Origin of the sequence: Streptomyces sp. KMM 9044, assembly GCF_024701375.2 — a bacterium.
Classification (GTDB): Bacteria; Actinomycetota; Actinomycetes; order Streptomycetales; family Streptomycetaceae; genus Streptomyces.
The window spans coordinates 165,491-183,509 of sequence record NZ_CP113910.1 but is presented as its reverse complement, the minus strand read 5'-3'; the positions used below and the strand labels follow the sequence as shown (position 1 = coordinate 183,509).

Genomic DNA, 18,019 nt, shown 5'->3' with positions numbered 1-18,019 from the left:
GGCCGTCCTCCGGCGTTCCGGGACGTCCCCGACGAACAGGACCCCGTCGGTTCCTCCAGGCGGGCCGGGTCGAACGGGCTGTACCCGAACCACGGCGACACGCGGGCGGGGGGCACTTTGTCGCCGAGGAGGACTCTTCTGCTCAATTCGGCGAGCGATCACGTGCCGTGCTTTCAGGGCTCGGCCGCGCCCGGCCTGCCTGCATCTGCGACGCGCTCTGAAGGCCGTATCGGCACGGCGTCATCACGCCGGGTAATTGCGCAGCAGAGTCGAGGAGGACTCTGCTGCTCTATTCGGGGGAGGGGCACGCACCGCGTCCGAGAGGGGCCGGCCGGGGCCGGACCGCTTCCTCGCGAGGCCCGTTCCCTGCGCCCCGTCGACGGGGCGGCGTCACTCTCCGCAATGGAGCAACAGAGTCGAGGAGGCCGGCCAGCCGGGGGCCGCCGATGAGGCAGGGGTCCTGAGGGAGCGCGTACAGCACTCCCTCGACGGTGTCCAGGGACGGGGTGTCCACTCCCTGGTGGCGGATGGTGCCGAGAGCCGTGGCCGGGAAGGCGTACTTCTCGCCCAGGCAGGCGCTCACGAGCGCGCCGGCGCTCCACCATCTCAGCAGCGGCTGGTCCCACATGCGCATCGTGCTCTTGTGCCGCTGGAGATGGCTGTTGTGGGCGAAGACCAGGACCGGGCCCCGTTCGGCGAGAGAGGAGGTGGTCGGCCATCATCCGGTCCCGCTGGCCCAGCAGCCGTGTCATGCGGCCGGGTGAGGTGCCGGCCAGCCAGTAGTGGTAGCGCAGCAGGCCGGTGGCGGTGCGCCCGTGCAGGCGCGCCCGGTCCCAGTCGTCCCGCGAGGTCGCCGCGATCAGATGCGGCGTCTCGGCGTCGAGCAGCGCCACCAGGTCGTCGGCGAGCAGCAGCAGTTCCCCGGCCTCTGCCGACCGCCCCACGGACCGGGCCGGTTCCATCATGACGGTGGGACGGGTCCACCGGTCGTCGGCGCCGAGCAGACGGTCCAGTGCTTCCGAGGCGCAGGGGAGCAGGTCCGGGGCGACCCGGGCGGCGAGGTAGCCGTGAAGTGCGGTGAGGGCCTGCCTGGGGCTCGCGGCGCCGCTGATCTCCAGCGGGCCGTCGAAACCGGCGAAACGGAGCCGCTCGGACACGGGTCGGCCGTCACTGTACTCCCGCATCCAGCACACGGGTTCGCGGTTCGCCGCGAAGGCGCCCCAGCCGTGGCTGAATCCGCGCTCCACCACCTCGTCGAGGGCGCCCGTGCCCGAGGTGACGTAGTCGTCCACGACCAGGCCCATGAGGCAGTCGCTCTCGCTCGCGATCGTCCGGTAGCCCTCCTGCTCGACAAGTTGTCGGAACAGTTCGTTGCGCAGGCCCAGCAGAGCGTTCTCACCGTGTGTGGGTTCCCCGGGCGCGAGCACGCGCGGCCGGCCGGGAAGCAGCTCCCTGACGCTCCCGGCGTCCGCGGCACGGACGACGTCCTCGATGCGAATAGTCACGCCGTCAACGCTATCGCTGAACTTCCAGTGGAAACTTTCCGCGATACCGTTGGTTCCATGGGGCAAAACCTTCAAAGTGGGGGGCGACTTCGACCGGTCGACCTGGCACGCGGGCACGGTCTGTCCACGCAGGCCGTCAGGAACTATGAGAAGGCCGGCATTCTCCCGCCCGCCGACCGCACCCCCCACGGCTACCGCACCTACACCCCGCTGCACGCGCAGGCCCTGGCCGCGTTCCGCGCCCTGGTACCCGGCCACGGCCACGCGACGGCGACGGCGATCATGCGCGCCGTCAACCAGGAAGCGGTCGACGAGGCGCTGCGGATCGTCGACGAGAGTCACGCCCAACTGCTCGAGGACCGCCGCACACTCCGCGCCGTGGAGCGGACTCTTGGTGACCTGGCGCCCGGCACGGAGCGGCCCGGCCCGGTGCCGGGCCCGGTGTCCCGCGCGGTGCCCGGCACCGACGGCACGTTCATCGGGCCACTGGCGCGTCGGCTCGGCCTCCGGCCCGCGACGCTGCGCAAGTGGGAGCGCGCCGGACTGGTGAGCCCGCGCCGCGACCCGCTGACCGGCTACCGCGTCTACGACGAGGCCGACGTACGGGACGCCCGCCTCGTCCACCAGCTCCGGCGGGGCGGCTACCTGCTGGGGCAGATCGCCCCGTTCATCGCCCAGGTGCGGTCCGCCGGGGGCCTCGAGCCCCTGGAAGCCACCCTCCAGGACTGGCACGCCCGGCTGTCCGCCCGCGGGCGGACGATGCTGACCGGAGCCGCCGAACTGGACGCGTACCTGCGCGCCCGAGGCTGAGACCCGGGACCGTCCCTGGGCAGCCGCACAACCCCCGCGCGCCCCCGTTGGGACGTCGCAGCGAGCGGGGCCGGAAGCCTGTTCCGCCCGCCCGCGCCCGTGCTGTCGTGAGCTCCCCTTCCCGTCGAAGCCGTCGCCGCCGTGCGGTACGGCCCCGAGGAGCCGTGATGCCCGAAGCACCACCGGACGACCGGCCCGCGCTCCACGTCGAGAACGTCGACGTGACGTACGGGCGCGCCCTGTCCGCCCTCCGCTCCGTGTCGCTCACCGTGCCGCACGGCGGCGTCGTCACCCTGCTCGGCGCCAACGGTGCGGGCAAGACGACCCTGCTGCGGGCCGTGTCCGGCACCCTGCGCCTGCACCGCGGTGCCATCACGGCCGGCCGCATCCGCTACGGCGACACCGTGCTCGACGGCAAGGACCCCGTGAGGGCGGTACGCGCCGGAGTCGTCCAGGTCCCGGAGGGACGGCGGGTGTTCGCCGGGCTCACGGTCGACGAGAACCTGCGCAGCGGCGGACTCGGACTAGGCCGTCGGGGCCGGGCCCAGGTCCACGAGGCACGGGAGCGCGTGTTCACGCTCTTCCCCCGGCTCGCAGAGCGCACTCACCAGGCCGCGGGGCTGCTGTCCGGGGGCGAGCAGCAGATGCTCGCCATCGGCCGCGCACTGATGGCCGCTCCCCGCCTGCTGCTCCTCGACGAACCGTCCCTCGGCCTCGCACCGCAGATGGTGTACCGGATCGCCGAGGTGATCCGCGAGATCAACACCCAGGGCACCGCCGTGCTCCTGGTCGAACAGAACGCGGGTATGGCACTCTCCCTCGCCGACCACGCCCACGTCCTCGAGGTCGGGGAGACCCGCCTGTCCGGCCCCGCCGACGAACTCTCCCGCACCGACGCCGTACGACGCCTCTACCTGGGCGAGGCGGCCGAGGACCAGACGGCCGACGACCGGGTGGCCGAGGGCCGGGGGGCGGCGTGAACGACCGCACCACCACCGCACCGCCCGTGCTCGACGTACGGGACGTCACCGTGCGCTTCGCGGGACTCACCGCCCTCGACACCGTCTCCCTCACCGTCGCACCCGGCACGGTGCACGCGATCATCGGACCCAACGGCGCCGGCAAGTCGACCTGCTTCAACGTGCTGTCCGGCCTGTGCCGCCCGGCCGCCGGCACGGTGACCCTCGGCGGTACCGAACTGACCCGGCTGGCCCCGCACCGCATCGCCGCACTCGGCGTGGCCCGCACCTTCCAGAACATCGTCACCACCCACGGCACGGTCGCCGACAACCTGATGCTCGGCCGCCACGCCCTGACCCGCGCGGGCTTCGCCGCCACCGCCCTGCGTCTGCCGGGCGCCGTGCGCGAACAGCGCGAACACCTCGCACGAGCCCGCGAGATCGCCGAACTGACCGGCCTCGGTGCCCACTTCGAAAGCCCCGTCACCCTCCTGTCGTACGGCGACCGCAAACGCGTGGAACTCGCCCGCGCCCTCTGTCTGGAGCCACGCGTGCTCTTGCTCGACGAGCCGGTGGCCGGCATGAACGCCACCGAACGCGCCCGTACCGCCGAGGTCGTGGGCGAACTGCGGGCCGAACTCGGCCTGTCCGTGGTCCTCGTGGAACACGACATGGGACTGGTCATGCGCCTCGCCGACGACGTCACCGTGCTCGACTTCGGCCGGTCCATCGCCCACGGCACCCCCGACGAGGTCCGCCGTGACCCCGAGGTGCTGCGCGCCTACCTCGGCACCGACACCAAGGGGGAGGACGCGGCATGACCGTATTCCTGGACAACATCCTCGGCGGCATCGCCCTCGGCGCGGTCTACGCACTGGTCGCCCTCGGCTTCGTCGTCATCTTCAAGGCGTCCGGCGTCCTCAACTTCGCCCACGGCTCCCTGCTCCTGTTCGGCGGCTACCTGACCGCCGTCCTCCACGACGACCTCGGCTTCGCCGGCGCGCTGGCACTGGCGGTCCTCACCACCGCCGCCCTCGCAGGCGCCCTCGACCGGTTCCTGCTGCAACGCGGCGGACAGGACGCACACTCCGCCCATGTGCAGACCATCGTCACCATCGGCATCGACATCGTCCTGCTGACCGACCTGGCCCGGCGCATCGGCGGCGACCTGCTGAACCTCGGCGACCCCTGGGGCGACGCCGTGACCGAACTCGGCCCGGTGACCGTCGCCGACAGCCGGCTCGCGGCGATCGTGGTGTCCGCCGTGGTCATCGGCGGCGTGTTCGCGCTCTTCCGGTTCACCTCCTGGGGGCTGTCCCTGCGGGCGGCGGCCGAGGACATCGAGGCCGCGTCCCTCATGGGCGTACGGCTCGGCCGGGTCCGCGCGATCGCCTGGTGCCTGGCGGGCGCGCTCGCCGCACTCGCCGCCGTGTTCCTCGCCGCCTTCCCGGCACCCGGCCTGGAACGCAGCACCGGCCTGATCGCGCTCAACGCCTTCCCCGCGGCGATCCTCGGCGGCCTCGCCTCCCCGACCGGAGCCCTCGCGGGCAGCCTGCTCATCGGCCTGACCGAGGCACTGGTCGTCGGCTACCAGTCGGACCTGCACGTCCTCGGTGAGGGCTTCGGCGACGTCGCCCCGTACGCAGTGATGCTGCTGGTGCTCCTGGTACGGCCCACCGGACTGTTCGGCGCGAAGGGAGCAGCCCGTGTCTGACCGCATCCCCACAGTCCTGACCGGCCGGGGGGCACGGATGGCACTCCTCGCCGTCGTCCTGTGCCTCCCGCCGTTCTACCTGGACGCCTTCTGGCTGCGCATCGGCCTGTTCTCCATGGCGGCCGCCATCGGCGCCATCGGTCTCGCCCTGCTGACCGGCACCGCCGGACAGCTCTCCCTCGGCCACGCCTTCTTCCTCGCCGTCGGCGCCTACGGCTACACCTGGCTCGCGGGCGAGCCCGGCCCGGGACTGCCGACCGCCCTCGCCGCCCTCCTCGCGGTCCTGCTGACCGGCGCGGCGGGCGGGCTGTTCAGCCCCGTCGCCGCCCGGGTGCGCGGCATCTACCTGGGCATCGCCACCCTCGCGCTGGTCTTCCTCGGCCACCACGTGCTGCTGACCGCCGACGGCGTTACCGGCGGGTTCAACGGCCGTTCCGTGCCCCCGCTCAACCTCGGCGGCTTCACCTTCGGTGCCGACGGCCCCGAACTCACCGTGCTCGGTGTGCCGTTCGGCGCGGAGGAGCGGCTGTGGTTCCTGGGCCTGGCGCTGTTCGCGGTCACCTGGTTCACCGCCCGCGGTCTGCTGCGCGGGCGCCCCGGGCGGGCGCTCGCCGCCCTGCGCGACAGCGAGACCGCGGCCGCCGTGATGGGCGTCGACGTCGCCCGCCACCGTTCGGCGGCCTTCGTGGTGTCGTCCATGTACGCAGGGCTCGCGGGTGTTCTCCTCGCCCTCTCCTTCCGCCGGGTCGTCCCGGACTACTTCTCCCTGGTCCTCTCCGTGGACTACCTCGCCATGATCGTCATCGGCGGGCTCGGCTCCGCCGCCGGAGCCACCGCGGGAGCCGTCTTCGTCACCGCGCTCCCGCTGCTCATGGCCCGCTACGCCGACCAACTCCCCCTGGTGGCAGCCCCCGGCTCGGGCGACGGCTCCCTCGGCCCCACCGAGGCCGCCCGCTACCTCTACGGGGCCGCGATCGTCCTCGTCCTGCTGTACGCGCCCGACGGCCTGCACGGGCTGGCCCGCCGGGCCCGCGACCGCGTACGGCGCCGACGCACCCGAGCCCCCGCCACCGACCCAGCCCAGACACCACCGCAACCGGCCGCAGCCGCACGACCCAAGGAGCACACCCCGTGAACACCATGCATCACCGGCCCCGCACCCGGCGCCGCACCAGCGGCGCCGCCCTCGCCGGAGCCCTCGTCCTGCTGCTCGCGGCCACCGGGTGCAGTTCCAAGGCGGACGACGGCAACGGGGGCAGCGAATCCGCCGACGGCGTCCGCACCGGCCCCGGCGTCAGCGCCGACACCATCCGGCTGGGCGCCCTCACCGACCTCACCGGCCCGTACGCCACGCTCGGCAAGAGCATCGTGCAGGTCCAGCAGATGTGGGCCGACGAGACCAACGCCGACGGCGGCATCTGCGACCGCAAGATCGAGATCGTCGTCAAGGACCACGGTTACGACGTGCAGAAGGCGGTGACCGCCTACGCCGACATCGCGCCGGACGTCGTCGCCCTGCCCCAGGTCATCGGCTCGCCCGTCGTCGCGGCCCTGCTCGACGACATCGAGCGCGACAAGGTGCTCACCTTCCCGCAGGCCTGGGCCGCATCCCTGCTCGGGAAGGACGCCATTCAGGTCCTCGGCACCACCTACGACATCGACATGATCGCCGCGGTCGACTTCCTCACCCGCACCAAGGGAGTGAAGAAGGGTGACACCATCGGTCACGTCTACTTCGAGGGCGACTACGGCGCCAACGCGCTGGAAGGCTCCACCTGGGCGGCCGAACAGGCCGGACTGAAAATCGCCGGGCAGAAGATCCAGGCCACGGACACCGACCTGTCCGCACAGGTCTCCGCCCTGGGCAAGGAGGGCGTCAAGGCCGTCCTGATCAGTGCCGGACCCGCCCAGACGGCCTCCCTCGTCGGCGTCGCCGCCTCCCGCGGTCTGAGCGTCCCCGTCGTCAGCAGCGCACCGGGCTACGCGCCCCAGCTCATGGAGACCCCGGCCGCGCCGGCCCTGGCCGCCATGCTGCACGTGGTGAGCGCCGCACCCGCGGTCAGCTCCGAACTGCCGATGGTCCAGCGCATGGTGACCTCGTACAAGAAGAAGTACCCGGACTCGCCCGTCGACTCCGGCGTGCTGTCCGGCTACAACGCCGCACAGCTCATGGGTGCCGACCTGAAGGCGGCCTGCGATGCCGGCGGCCTCAGCCGTGAGGACGTCGTCAAGGCGCACCGCTCACAGAAGAACGCCGACATCGGCCTCGGCACCGCACAGAACTTCTCCGACGTCGACCGCCCGGCGAGCGTCGAGACGTACGTCCTCAAGCCCGACGCGAAGGCGACGGGTGCCGTGGTGAACGCCGAGGACGCGTACACCGCACCGGGCGTCGAGGAGTACCTGTCCGGACGGTAGGCGCACCGCGCCTACCGTCCGGTCCGCCCCGGCGGACCCCGCGGAGGGGAACGCCGGGGCGTCCGTGCGTTCGGAGCGGGGCAGAGAACGGGCGGTGCGAAGGTGACGGAACGGTGGCCTCAGCCGGGGAGGACCCGGGGAGAACGGTCCGAGGCCGGCCAGACGTACGGCAGGTCGTCCGGCTCCCCGGGGAAGCACTCCGTGTAGAAGGCCGGGTCCTTGCGTACCAGGGCCGAACGGTGGCTGCGGTGCAGGGCGTCGTCCCCGATCCAGGGTGGCAGTTCACCCGCCTCGGCCAGTTCCCCCTGACCGCGCACCGGTGCGCCGGGCCGGACGGTGGCCAGATCGGCGACGAGCGTGGCGGCGCAGTTGTCCTGGTGCCCCCGGTCGCGCCAGACCCGGCAGATCTCGAGGCCGTAACGCACCAGCGCCTCCTCGTAGCCGGTCCACATGCGAACCGCCGGATGCCGGCGCCACCCGTAGCCCGGCACGATCAGGCCGCGCAGGACCTGGAGGGCCTCCACCCGTTGCTTGCCGAGCCGACGGCGGTCGAGTACCGACGCCGACCGCTGGAAGCCTGGATAGGGCAGGAACGTCTGCATCGGGCCGTCCCGGGGGCTGGGGTCACCGTGGCCGCGGAACGCGCGGCCCACCCCGTCGCAGTTCCCCTTACGCCGCGGTGCACACCCCGCGGCTCAGCCCAGGTTGCCGCGACGGGCCTCGCGCCACAGGTCGACGCCGCCGTCGGTGGCGTACTTGTCGATCTCGGCCAGCTCCTCGCCGCTGAAGTCGAGGCGCTTCAGCGCGGCGACGTTCTGCTCCAGTTGCTCGGTGCGGGACGCGCCGATCACCAGCGAGGTGACGCGCCGGTCCCGCAGGGCCCAGGCCAGCGCCATCTGCGCCAGCGTCTGCCCACGGTGGGCCGCGATGTCGTTGAGGGCGCGCAGCCGGTGCAGCATGTCGTCCGTCAGCCACGCGGTGTCGAACGACTTCCCCTGCGTCGCCCGTGAATCCCGTGGCACACCGTCCAGATAGCGTCCGGTCAGCAGCCCTTGGGCCAACGCCGTGAACCCGATGATCCCGAAGCCCTCCTCCTGGGCCACGTCCAGCAGCCCCTCGGTCTCGATCCAGCGGTTCAGCATGCTGTACGAGGGCTGGTGGATCAGCAGCGGAGTCCCGAGGTCCCGGAGGATGGCGACCGCCTCACGGGTGCGCTCGGCGTCGTAGGAGGAGATCCCGACGTAGAGCGCCTTGCCCTGGCGGACCGCGGTGTCCAGTGCGCCCATGGTCTCCTCGAGGGGAGTGGTGGCGTCGAGCCGGTGGGAGTAGAAGATGTCCACGTAGTCCAGGCCCATCCGCTCCAGCGACTGGTCCAGCGAGGCGAGCATGTACTTGCGTGATCCGCCGCCCTGACCGTAGGGACCCGGCCACATGTCCCAGCCGGCCTTGGTGGAGATCACCAGCTCGTCCCGGTACGGGGCGAGGTCCTGCTTCATCAGTCGGCCGAAGTTGACCTCCGCGGCACCGTAGGGCGGTCCGTAGTTGTTCGCGAGGTCGTGGTGGGTGATGCCGAGGTCGAAGGCGCGCAGCGCGATCTCACGCTGGGTCCCGAAGGCCCGGTCGTCGCCGAAGTTGTGCCAGTAGCCCAGGGACAGCAGGGGGAGGTCGAGCCCTGAACGCCCGGTGCGCCGGTAGCGCATGGTGCCGTCGTAGCGCTCGGGGTTGGTCACGTGGTTCATCGGCTGGTCTCCGGGTGCGATTCAGGGGTGTCCCAGGGGCTGGGGAACCCTGCCCACAGTGCCCCCGCAGGATCCGGAAGTCCAACCGATCCTTTTCATGGAATTCAGCGATGCCGCTTCTGGACCGAGGGAGCAGGTACGGGCCCGGTGGGGAGCAGGGGCCAACGTGCGGGACCGGCGCGGGTCGATTGACGGATTGCCGCCCTCGCCGGGTGGGCAGGGAGGCAATGAGTGTCATGAGCACGACTAACCTGCCCCCACAAGGAGGTCGACCATGCACATCCGTACGCTGACCGGAAGCCTGGCCGCGGTTCTGGTGCTTTCCTCCCCCCTGCTGTGGGGCGGCCAGGCCGTGGCCGCCCCGTCCGGCGCGCCCGAACAGACGTCGGCCGCCCGCCTGCTCACCTACGACGCGAGCGGCTCCGCGGAGTTCAGGTCCGCCGTCGACCGGGGCGCGGCGATCTGGAACGAGAGCGTCGACGCCGTGGAACTCCGCCCGGCCGCGTCCGGACAGCGCGCCAACATCCGGGTCCTGGCGGACAACGGCTGGCCGCGCGCCCTGCCCACCACCCTGGGCAACGGCACTGTCTACATCGGGCGCCAGGCCGTGAACCAGGGCTACGACACGATCCGCATCTCGGCCCACGAGTTCGGTCACATCCTGGGCCTGCCGGACCGTAAGCCAGGACCCTGCTCCAGCCTGATGTCCGGCTCCAGCGCGGGAACCGCGTGCACCAATCGTCACCCGAACACGGCGGAGAAGGCGGAGGTCGAGGACAACTTCGCGGGTGCCCTCTCCGGCACACCGGAACGGACGGAACGGACAGGGCCGACGGGGCCGGTGCCTCGAGCCGTGCTGATCAGGGACTGACCGGCAGTCCCGCCGTGCGCACCGGACCACCCCGCACGCTGCTCACCTGTCCGATGTGACTACCGAGGCGAATGCGGTTATGGTTGACGCAGGTCAAGGCGCCGGAACTTCCGGAGCCCTCCCGTGCGTTGGTGGTCCAAGGAAAGACGCCCCGCTTCCTGCGGGGAAATGCAGGTGCAAGGCCTGCCCAGCGCTCCACTGCAAGTCCCGCCCCCGAAGGATCGTCCGGGGGTGGGGCTTGCGTCGTTGGCGCTACGTGCATCGAGGGCCGCTCGGGACGTTGGGCCGGGTCACGCCGTGTGCAGGGTCAGGACGTAGCGGCTCAGGATCTCGTTGATCGGCTGGAACCAGGTCTGGCCGCCGGAGGAGCAGTTGCCCCAGCCGCCGGAGGTGACGCCCCGCGCCGGGTCACCACTGATGAACGAGCCGCCCGAGTCGCCGCCTTCGGCACAGACGCTCGTCTTCGTCAACGGGATCCGCATGGTCGACCTGGGCGGCGGGCCGGCCCGCTACAACGACTCGCTGAAAACCTGGGAACCGTCCGTCTACGAGGGCGCCATGGTACGCCCGGTACCGCCCCCGGCCGGCCGGTGCGGCCCGGCGTGCCCTGGAGGGGGTGGGGCGGCTGCGCCACCGGTGAGGAACTCCTCGGGTGCGCCGAGGCCGGTGCGCGGGGCTCCTTCCGCTGTGGGGCCCGCGCCGTCCGGGCCCGGCGCCGTGGGGCAGGCGAAACTCCGCCGCCCCGCACGCCGGGCTTTCCTCGTCCACGGCACCCCTTTGCGAGTCGACTCGGGCTCCCCGGGCCGCACGCACTCAGTGCCGCCGCCACCACGGCCTCTGCGGTCACCCGGCAGACTTCGGGCCGCGCGATGAAACTCGTCGCCGACGGCTCGTGGTTCCCCTTGCCCGGCTCACCCTGATCAGCGGACTGCCGCTGTTCCTGGGCATTCCATGGGGATGGGCGAGGCACCGGTGGGCCCGGACGAAGTTCCGGCTGACCACGGCGACGGCCTTCGCGCCGCGGCCGGGGGCGAACGCGGCGGTGACCGCCGCGGCCGCGGGACGCCGCCTGCCCGCCGAGTGCCGCGCTCCGAAACCGGCGGAACCGGCCGAACCGGCGGACACCCGGGCACCAGGCGCTCGCCACCCCGTCGGGAGCGCCTGAAGGGTGTCGAGGCACCTGGCGCATTCCCCGGCAGAGGAGGCAGGAGACAGCCCGGCCCGCCATCGTGGGCCCGGGGGAGTGCGGCCGGGCATCTTGGGTAGTCGCGCCGTGTGATCGGTGAGTGAGGGCGGATTGGATGGAACCAGTTCCTGTCGGCGAAGGGGCCCCGGTGCCCGGCGCACCGCGGCGAGCGTCCTACGCCCTGGACGGCGACGGCGCATGGATAGCGGAGGCCCGGCGGCTTGCCGAGGCGTTCCTGACACGCGTTCGGACGGAGGACGGACTGACCGTGTCGAGCTACGCGGTGGAGGTCACCCAGCTCGTGGTGAGCGAGCTGGTCACCAACGCACGCAAGTACGCACCCGGCTCCGTCCAACTGGATCTGCGCATCGCCGGCGACACCCTCGAGGTAATGGTCCGGGACGGCAGCACCGTGCTGCCCGTGGCCGGGGGCGCGAACCCGGACCGAGTGGGCCGGCACGGCCTGGAGATCGTGCTGGCCGTCGCCCAGGGGGTGGACGTGCAGCCCGAGCCGACCGGTAAACGCATCACGGCCCTGGTCTCCCTCGTGGAGACCGGTGGCCGGTGACGGCACCCGCCAAGGCGACGCACGGGTGCCGCGCGGCGGACACCCGGCCCGGACGCCGGGCAGGAGCCCGGCGTCCGGGCCGATGACCCGAGTCGGGGCTCAGGCACCGACGTAGGATGCGAGGTGCTCGGCGGTGAGGGTGGAGCGGGCGGCGACCAGGTCGGCGGGTGTGCCCTCGAAGACGATCTTGCCGCCGTCGTGCCCGGCGCCCGGCCCGAGATCGATGATCCAGTCGGCGTGCGCCATGACCGCCTGGTGATGCTCGACGACGACCACCGACTTGCCGGAGTCGACCAGCCGGTCGAGCAGGCCCAGCAACTGCTCGACGTCGGCGAGGTGCAGGCCGGTGGTCGGCTCGTCCAGGACGTACACGCCGCCCTTCTCCGCCATGTGCACGGCCAGCTTGAGCCGCTGCCGCTCGCCGCCGGACAGCGTGTTCAGCGGTTGGCCGAGGGTGAGATAGCCGAGCCCCACGTCGGCGAGTCGGCCGAGGACCCGGTGCGCCGCCGGAGTACGGGTCTCACCGGCACCGAAGAACTCCTCCGCCTCGGCCACCGACATCGCGAGCACCTCGCTGATGTCGCGGCCGCCGAGGCGGTACTCCAGCACCGACGCCTGGAACCGCTTGCCCTCGCAGTCCTCGCAGGTGCCGGCCACCCCGGCCATCATCGCCAGGTCGCTGAAGACGACACCGGCACCGTTGCAGGTGGGGCAGGCGCCTTCTGAATTGGCGCTGAAAAGCGCCGGTTTGACGCCGTTGGCCTTGGCGAACGCCTTACGGATCGGCTCGTGCAGCCCCGTGTACGTCGCGGGGTTGCTCCGCCGTGAGCCGCGGATCGGGCCCTGGTCCACCGACACCACACCCTCGTCGCCGGCCCCCGACTGCTTGACCAGCGACCCGTGCACGAGCGAACTCTTGCCGGAACCGGCAACACCGGTGACGACCGTGAGCACACCGAGCGGGATGTCGACATCGACGCCGCGCAGGTTGTGCGTCGTCGCCCCTCTGATCTCCAGCGCCCCGGAGGGCTTGCGTACCGACTCCTTGAGCGTCGTCCGGTCGTCGAAGTGGCGGCCCGTGACCGTGCCGGCGCGCCGCAGCCCTTCGACGGTTCCCTCGAAGCAGACGGTGCCGCCCGCCGCACCTGCGCCGGGGCCGAGGTCGACGACATGGTCGGCGATCGCGATCGTCTCCGGCTTGTGCTCCACGACCAGTACCGTGTTGCCCTTGTCCCGCAGCCGCAGCAGCAGGTCGTTCATCCTCTGGATGTCATGCGGGTGCAGGCCGATGGTGGGTTCGTCGAAGACGTAGGTGATGTCGGTGAGCGGGGAACCGAGATGGCGGATCATCTTGACGCGCTGCGCCTCACCGCCCGACAGGGTGCCCGACGGCCGCTCCAGCGCGAGGTATCCGAGCCCGATCTCCACGAAGGAGTCGAGGGTGCCGCCCAGCGAGGTGAGCAGTGGCGCCACCGAGGGCTCGGACAGGCCGCGGGCCCACTCGGCCAGCTCCCGGATCTCCATCGCGCAGGCGTCGGCGATGCCGACGCCCTTGATCTTCGACGACCTGGCCCCCTCGCTCAGCCGGGTGCCGTCGCACTCGGGGCAGGTGGTGAAGGCGACCGCCCGCTCCACGAAGGCCCGGATGTGCGGCTGCATCGACTCCCTGTCCTTCGACAGGAACGACTTCTGGATCTTGGGGATCAGCCCCTCGTAGGTGAGATGGACGCCCTCGACCTTCACCTTGACCGGCTCCCGGTACAGGAAGTCCTGCATCTCCTGCTCGGTGAACTCCCGAATCGGCTTGTCCGGGTCGACGAAGCCCGACCCGGCGTACACCCGGACGGTCCAGAAGCTGTCCGACTTCCAGCCCGGGATGGTGAACGCGCCCTCGGACAGGGACTTGGTGTCGTCGTAGAGCTGGCTGAGGTCGATGTCGGAAACGCTGCCCCGGCCCTCGCAGCGCCTACACATCCCGCCGGTGCGCTCGTAGGTCGCCTTCACCGCCTTCTTGTCCCCACGCTCGACGGTGATCGCCCCGCTCGCCCGGACCGAGGCGGTGTTGAAGGAGAACGCGCTGGGCGGGCCGATGTGCGGAGTGCCGAGCCGGCTGAAGAGGATACGCAGCATCGCGTGGGCGTCGGTGACGGTGCCGACCGTGGAGCGGGGGTCGGACCCCATCCGCTGCTGGTCGACGATGATCGCGGTGGTCAGCCCTTCGAGGACGTCGACGTCGGGCCGCGCCGGGGTGGGCATGAAGCCCTGCACGAAGGCGCTGTACGTCTCGTTGATCAGCCGCTGCGACTCCGCCGCGACCGTGTCGAACACCAGCGAGCTCTTGCCCGAGCCGGAGACGCCGGTGAAGACGGTCAGCCGGCGCTTGGGGATCTCTATGCTGACGTCCCTGAGATTGTTCACGCGCGCGCCGTGCACACGGATCAGTTCATGGCTGTCGGCGCCGTGCGGTGCCGGCGGTTGCGTCTTCGTTCTCGTGGCCATGCCGGGGCTCAGTCCTCTCGTAGGTTCCGTGGTTCGATCCGTGGTCTGGGGACGGGCTCAGCGCACTTCCTGGACGCGGATCGGATTGCCCGAGGGGTCACGGAAGGCGCAGCCGCGCACGCTGTACGGCCGCTCGGACTTCGGCGCTCTCGGCCCCTGCGGCTCCGCGGACACACCGTCGAGGTTGTCTCGGACAGCAGCAGGCCGACGTAGGCGCCTTGGCCGTCATCCCGGTGACCATGCGCCGCCGCTCGTCGTCGGTGACACCGGAACCGGCGGCCGGCGGGGCCGGCACGATGGACGCGGCGGGCCGGCCGACGGGAGCGACGGTGATCCGGCGCATGCCGCCGTGCCCGACGTCCTTGCGGGCCTCGAAGCCGAGGGCGTCGCGGTGGAGGGCCGGGGAGGCCCGGGGGGCGTCGTGTGGGAGGAAGCTCGCTTGAACGGCGATGTCCGTGGGTGTCACACCAGAGGGCCCGGCTCCGGAAGCCTCTCGGTTCCTGACCGGTCTGGTCACCCGCTTCGCCTCGCGCACCGGCGTTCCCTCCGCGGTGTCCGCTGCAAGGCGCCGGCAGGCGCTCAAAAGGACGTCGACGAGTTCGGTGAAGCGCGCGCCGAACGTGCCCGGCGACGAGGAACCCACCGCGAAACACACCTCGGTCACACTCGGGTCGCCGCGGCGGAGCAGGGACATGGCCCGCTCGATGCGCCGCGTCATCAGGCAGCCGTACGGAGACCCGCCGTACGTGGTCCGGAACTCCCGGCTCAGATGCCCGGCCGACATGCACATGACCCGAGCGGGTGCCTCCACGTCCAGCGGCTGCGCGTCCTTCCGGTCGATCCGGTCGCGGACCCGGCGCCGTCGCGCGAGATCGCGCAGCCGCTGTGCCGGGGCGGGTGTACCGGGCATGTGCGAAATCGTACACACGAACGCTGTCCGGCCAGGGCGGAATCCCCGGAGTGGGCGGGCGTGGACGGAACAACAGGGGGCCCGGCATGGTTGAGACCGGTGCGCGTACGGCGGCGGTCGTACGGGACCATGAGTGCGAGGCGGACGTGTCCGTCGAAGGACGCGGCAGAAGGGCGAGACGAGATGACGAGGACCGAGGAGAAGGCGCTGCTGGCGGGCGGCTGTTTCTGGGGCATGGAGGAGCTGATCCGCACGTTCCCAGGTGTCCTGAGCACACGCGTCGGCTACAGCGGCGGCGACGTCCCCAACGCCACGTACCGCAACCACGGTACCCACGCCGAGTCGATCGAGATCACCTACGACCCGGCGGTCACCGATTACCGCACGATCCTGGAGTACTTCTTCCAGATCCACGACCCGAGCACCAGGAACCGGCAGGGCAACGACATCGGGCTGAGCTACCGCTCCGCCATCTTCTACTTCGGCGACGAGCAGAAGCGCGTCGCCGAGGAGACGATCGCCGATGTCGACGCGTCGGGTCTGTGGCCGGGGCCCGTGGTCACCGAGGTCGCACCGGCCGGTCCGTTCTGGCTGGCCGAGCCCGAGCACCAGGACTACCTCCAGCGGTATCCGGACGGCTACACCTGCCACTTCGTACGCCCCGGCTGGCGCCTGCCCCGGCGCGCGGAGGCCTGAGTCGCCGAGGTGCGCGGCGCCGGGGCTCCGGGCCGGAGCACCGGCGTTCAGCCGGTGCCCAGAGCGGTGCCCGGACCGGCTCCGGCCGGCTCGACCGCCGCTTTGGGGCGGGTCCCGACTCTGCTGCGCAATTACCCGGCGTGATGACGCCGTGCCGATACGGCCTTCAGAGCGCGTCGCAGATGCAGGCAGGCCGGGCGCGGCCGAGCCCTGAAAACATGGCACGTGATCGCTCGCCGAATTGAGCAGCAGAGTCGGTCCCGACTTTGTTGCTCAACTACGGAAAGTGATGCCGGCCTGTCGGCGGGGCACAGGGAACGGGTCTCGCGGGGAGGCGGTCCGGCGCCCCGGCCGGCCCCTCTCGGATGCGGTGCGTGACCCTCCCTCGAATTGAGCAGCAGGGTCGGTCCCGCCGGTACCGGTCACTGGGCCCTCGGCCGGGAGGGCGGGCAGGCGCCCGTCAGCCGAACTGGCCGGGCTGGTAGTCGCCGGCGGGCTGCCGGTTGATGACGTTGATGCGGTTGTAGGTGTTGATGACGGCGATGAGGGAAATGAGGGCGACGAGCTGGTCCTCGTCGTAGTGCTTGGCCGCCACGGCCCGTGCCTCGTCCGTGACGCCGCCGCCGGCGATACGGGTTCCCCGTTCGGCGAGTTCGAGTGCGGCGCGTTCGGCCTCGGTGAAGACGATGGCCTCGCGCCAGGTGGCGACGTGGTGGAGACGCTGGCGGTCTCACCGGCGCGGGCGGCGTCCTTGGTGTGCATGTCGGTGCAGAAGCCGCAGCCGTTGATCTGGCTGGCGCGGATCTTCACCAGTTCCTGGGTGGCGTGCGGCAGGCCCGAGTCGGACGCCACCTTGCCCGCCGAGTTGATGTGCTTCAGCACCTTGGCGCCGAGTGCGTTGCCGAAGAAGTTGAGACGGGCGTCCATGGTGATCTCCCGTGGCGCGATGGTGGTGCCGTATTCCTGATGGGACAGCCCGCCGGGATGTGACAGGACCGGGGTGTGACGTACGTCTCCCTGGTGGGGTGCGCTTGCCGGAAAGGGCCCGGACGGGACGGGCGCAGCCGCGGAGGCACGATCGGGAAGCGGCGAACGGGCGATAGCCTGGCCGCGTGCAGGATCACGCCTCCTCACGAGAGGGCACCCGCTGAAACCCGGCCCGGGTACGGGGGCAATGAAGGGCCGGGAAGCCGGACAGAAAGCACGGACGGGGAGCGGAGCGTCGGTGAGCGAGCGTCAGGAATGCGACTGGACGGACATGACGCCAGGAGATTTCGACCGGGACGCTCCGCTGTGCCTGAACGTGGGCACCGGACCCGTCGTGGTCCCGGCGGAGCCCGACGAGTACGGCACGGCGCCCCTGTTCGGCGAGGAGCCGCCGGTCCGGCGTCCCGGCCCGCACCGTCCTTTGCGTGGCGGCGTGCCCGCCGAGCAGGAGCACCTGTTCTGATCCGGTCCGGTGCGCCGCCGCACGCGGTCAGCCGTCGCGCAGGGTGCGGGCGGGCAGCAGGACGTGGGCGGCGGACCGCAGGGTGTCCTGGTCGGAGGTGAACGCGTCCAGGGTGGCGAGGTCGCCGGGCTCGGCGCCGGACGGCCATGGCCGGGTGGTGAAGACGAGATACACGTAACCGCGTTCACCGGCGGCGTCGGCCCACTTCGGCGGCGGGACGAACTGGGCGTCGAAGCCCGGCATGGTGAGCGCAGCCGCTCCTGGCACGACGACGACACCGGACGAGCCGTCCTCCTCGGTGGCGTCGACGAGGCGGCCCTGGGGAGACAGGCCCGCCCCGCGCAGCAGGTGCCGTACGGCGTCCGCGGTGACGTCCGGGCCGCTTGCCCCGTCCCCCAGGGAACAGGCGATAAGGAAGGGGATGCCGCCGTCCGGTGTTTCCCTGCGCCAGGCCATGACGACGACGGAACCCAGGTCGGCGGAGTTCCAGGACTGCGCTGAGGTGGAGGTCGTGGACACCGCGAAACCGTATCGGCACGACGGCCCTCATCCGGTCGGCCGTCACCCGTCCGGACGATATCAGCGGCCGCTCTCCACACGTACGAGGGATGAACAGCGGTCAGGGGGAGCCGGGTTCGGGGTTCCCGGGTTCGAAGCCCGACGGGCCGAGGGGTGCTCCCGGCGTGACGACATG

The 18,019-nt window shown here is 71.5% G+C and carries 15 protein-coding genes and 3 pseudogenes; 10 read left to right on the top strand and 8 right to left on the bottom strand.

Annotation, left to right across the window (positions count from 1 at the left end; translation table 11 throughout):
* Positions 1 to 173: 173 nt before the first annotated feature.
* On the bottom strand, positions 174 to 1,505 hold the full coding sequence (locus tag HUV60_RS00875; RefSeq protein WP_443047199.1) for an erythromycin esterase family protein: 1,332 nt from the start codon (positions 1,503 to 1,505) through the stop codon (positions 174 to 176).
* A gap of 57 nt (positions 1,506 to 1,562) precedes the next feature.
* Here HUV60_RS00875 and HUV60_RS00870 point away from each other — a divergent pair, with 57 nt between their 5' ends.
* The 6 genes from HUV60_RS00870 to HUV60_RS00845 all read left to right on the top strand — a co-directional run bounded on the left by HUV60_RS00870 (position 1,563) and on the right by HUV60_RS00845 (position 7,406).
* On the top strand, positions 1,563 to 2,315 hold the full coding sequence (locus tag HUV60_RS00870; protein ID WP_257852916.1) for a TioE family transcriptional regulator: 753 nt from the start codon (positions 1,563 to 1,565) through the stop codon (positions 2,313 to 2,315).
* Between the two features lie 167 nt (positions 2,316 to 2,482).
* The gene (locus HUV60_RS00865) at positions 2,483 to 3,295 is read left to right on the top strand and encodes an ABC transporter ATP-binding protein (protein ID WP_257852917.1); all 813 of its coding nucleotides are present in this window, start codon (positions 2,483 to 2,485) and stop codon (positions 3,293 to 3,295) included.
* Positions 3,292 to 4,095: an ABC transporter ATP-binding protein gene (locus HUV60_RS00860; RefSeq protein ID WP_257852918.1), complete on the top strand. Its 804-nt coding sequence runs from the start codon at positions 3,292 to 3,294 to the stop codon at positions 4,093 to 4,095. Before HUV60_RS00865 ends, HUV60_RS00860 begins: the two co-directional genes overlap by 4 nt.
* Positions 4,092 to 4,988, top strand: a complete 897-nt coding sequence (locus tag HUV60_RS00855; RefSeq protein ID WP_257852919.1) for a branched-chain amino acid ABC transporter permease — start codon at positions 4,092 to 4,094, stop codon at positions 4,986 to 4,988. Before HUV60_RS00860 ends, HUV60_RS00855 begins: the two co-directional genes overlap by 4 nt.
* Complete coding sequence (locus HUV60_RS00850) at positions 4,981 to 6,123, top strand: branched-chain amino acid ABC transporter permease (RefSeq protein ID WP_257852921.1); 1,143 nt, start codon at positions 4,981 to 4,983, stop codon at positions 6,121 to 6,123. Before HUV60_RS00855 ends, HUV60_RS00850 begins: the two co-directional genes overlap by 8 nt.
* A complete protein-coding gene (locus HUV60_RS00845; RefSeq protein ID WP_257852922.1) occupies positions 6,120 to 7,406 on the top strand; it encodes an ABC transporter substrate-binding protein in 1,287 nt (428 codons plus the stop codon). Before HUV60_RS00850 ends, HUV60_RS00845 begins: the two co-directional genes overlap by 4 nt.
* A 119-nt stretch (positions 7,407 to 7,525) precedes the next feature.
* On the opposite strand, the gene HUV60_RS00840 is transcribed toward HUV60_RS00845, so the two are convergent.
* Together HUV60_RS00840 and mgrA are read right to left on the bottom strand one after the other, a co-directional pair.
* Entirely contained in the window at positions 7,526 to 8,008 is a 483-nt protein-coding gene (locus HUV60_RS00840) for an MSMEG_6728 family protein (RefSeq protein ID WP_257852924.1), read from the bottom strand.
* 93 nt (positions 8,009 to 8,101) lie between these two features.
* Complete coding sequence (mgrA, locus tag HUV60_RS00835) at positions 8,102 to 9,145, bottom strand: L-glyceraldehyde 3-phosphate reductase (protein ID WP_257852925.1); 1,044 nt, start codon at positions 9,143 to 9,145, stop codon at positions 8,102 to 8,104.
* A 274-nt stretch (positions 9,146 to 9,419) separates the two neighbouring features.
* Here mgrA and HUV60_RS00830 point away from each other — a divergent pair, with 274 nt between their 5' ends.
* The gene (locus HUV60_RS00830) at positions 9,420 to 10,016 is read left to right on the top strand and encodes a snapalysin family zinc-dependent metalloprotease (protein WP_257852926.1); all 597 of its coding nucleotides are present in this window, start codon (positions 9,420 to 9,422) and stop codon (positions 10,014 to 10,016) included.
* Between the two features lie 290 nt (positions 10,017 to 10,306).
* Here the strand turns inward: HUV60_RS00830 and HUV60_RS00825 are convergent.
* Positions 10,307 to 10,486, bottom strand: a pseudogene (locus HUV60_RS00825) (trypsin-like serine protease); the annotation flags it as partial.
* An 831-nt stretch (positions 10,487 to 11,317) separates the two neighbouring features.
* Here HUV60_RS00825 and HUV60_RS00815 point away from each other — a divergent pair.
* Positions 11,318 to 11,770, top strand: coding sequence for an ATP-binding protein (locus HUV60_RS00815; RefSeq protein ID WP_257852927.1), 453 nt, complete (start codon positions 11,318 to 11,320; stop codon positions 11,768 to 11,770).
* 99 nt (positions 11,771 to 11,869) lie between these two features.
* Here the strand turns inward: HUV60_RS00815 and HUV60_RS00810 are convergent, their stop codons facing one another.
* Both HUV60_RS00810 and HUV60_RS00800 read right to left on the bottom strand, forming a co-directional pair.
* Positions 11,870 to 14,269 carry an excinuclease ABC subunit UvrA gene (locus HUV60_RS00810; RefSeq protein ID WP_257852929.1) on the bottom strand — a complete coding sequence of 800 codons (2,400 nt, stop codon included), beginning with the start codon at positions 14,267 to 14,269 and terminating at the stop codon, positions 11,870 to 11,872.
* 475 nt (positions 14,270 to 14,744) lie between these two features.
* Positions 14,745 to 15,179, bottom strand: a pseudogene (locus tag HUV60_RS00800) (helix-turn-helix transcriptional regulator); the annotation flags it as partial.
* Between the two features lie 183 nt (positions 15,180 to 15,362).
* Here HUV60_RS00800 and msrA point away from each other — a divergent pair.
* Positions 15,363 to 15,875: a peptide-methionine (S)-S-oxide reductase MsrA gene (gene msrA / locus HUV60_RS00795; protein WP_257852931.1), complete on the top strand. Its 513-nt coding sequence runs from the start codon at positions 15,363 to 15,365 to the stop codon at positions 15,873 to 15,875.
* 460 nt (positions 15,876 to 16,335) lie between these two features.
* Here the strand turns inward: msrA and HUV60_RS00790 are convergent.
* Positions 16,336 to 16,802, bottom strand: a pseudogene (locus tag HUV60_RS00790) (carboxymuconolactone decarboxylase family protein).
* Between the two features lie 298 nt (positions 16,803 to 17,100).
* Between HUV60_RS00790 and HUV60_RS00785 the strand changes: the two are divergent.
* Positions 17,101 to 17,325 (top strand): hypothetical protein, encoded by a 225-nt coding sequence (locus tag HUV60_RS00785; protein ID WP_257852932.1) that lies wholly within the window; start codon positions 17,101 to 17,103, stop codon positions 17,323 to 17,325.
* A 27-nt stretch (positions 17,326 to 17,352) separates the two neighbouring features.
* On the opposite strand, the gene HUV60_RS00780 is transcribed toward HUV60_RS00785, so the two are convergent.
* Positions 17,353 to 17,844, bottom strand: a complete 492-nt coding sequence (locus tag HUV60_RS00780; protein ID WP_257852934.1) for a DUF5949 family protein — start codon at positions 17,842 to 17,844, stop codon at positions 17,353 to 17,355.
* Between the last annotated feature and the right edge of the window lie 175 nt (positions 17,845 to 18,019).

Excerpts from the sequence above, each read along its gene's own strand:
- HUV60_RS00870 (WP_257852916.1), top strand. The coding sequence starts at position 1,563 with ATGGGGCAAAACCTTCAAAGTGGGGGGCGACTTCGACCGGTCGACCTG.
- HUV60_RS00865 (WP_257852917.1), top strand. The coding sequence starts at position 2,483 with ATGCCCGAAGCACCACCGGACGACCGGCCCGCGCTCCACGTCGAGAAC.
- HUV60_RS00855 (WP_257852919.1), top strand. The coding sequence starts at position 4,092 with ATGACCGTATTCCTGGACAACATCCTCGGCGGCATCGCCCTCGGCGCG.
- HUV60_RS00840 (WP_257852924.1), bottom strand. The coding sequence starts at position 8,008 with ATGCAGACGTTCCTGCCCTATCCAGGCTTCCAGCGGTCGGCGTCGGTA.
- mgrA (WP_257852925.1), bottom strand. The coding sequence starts at position 9,145 with ATGAACCACGTGACCAACCCCGAGCGCTACGACGGCACCATGCGCTAC.
- HUV60_RS00830 (WP_257852926.1), top strand. The coding sequence starts at position 9,420 with ATGCACATCCGTACGCTGACCGGAAGCCTGGCCGCGGTTCTGGTGCTT.
- HUV60_RS00815 (WP_257852927.1), top strand. The coding sequence starts at position 11,318 with ATGGAACCAGTTCCTGTCGGCGAAGGGGCCCCGGTGCCCGGCGCACCG.
- HUV60_RS00810 (WP_257852929.1), bottom strand. The coding sequence starts at position 14,269 with ATGGCCACGAGAACGAAGACGCAACCGCCGGCACCGCACGGCGCCGAC.
- msrA (WP_257852931.1), top strand. The coding sequence starts at position 15,363 with ATGACGAGGACCGAGGAGAAGGCGCTGCTGGCGGGCGGCTGTTTCTGG.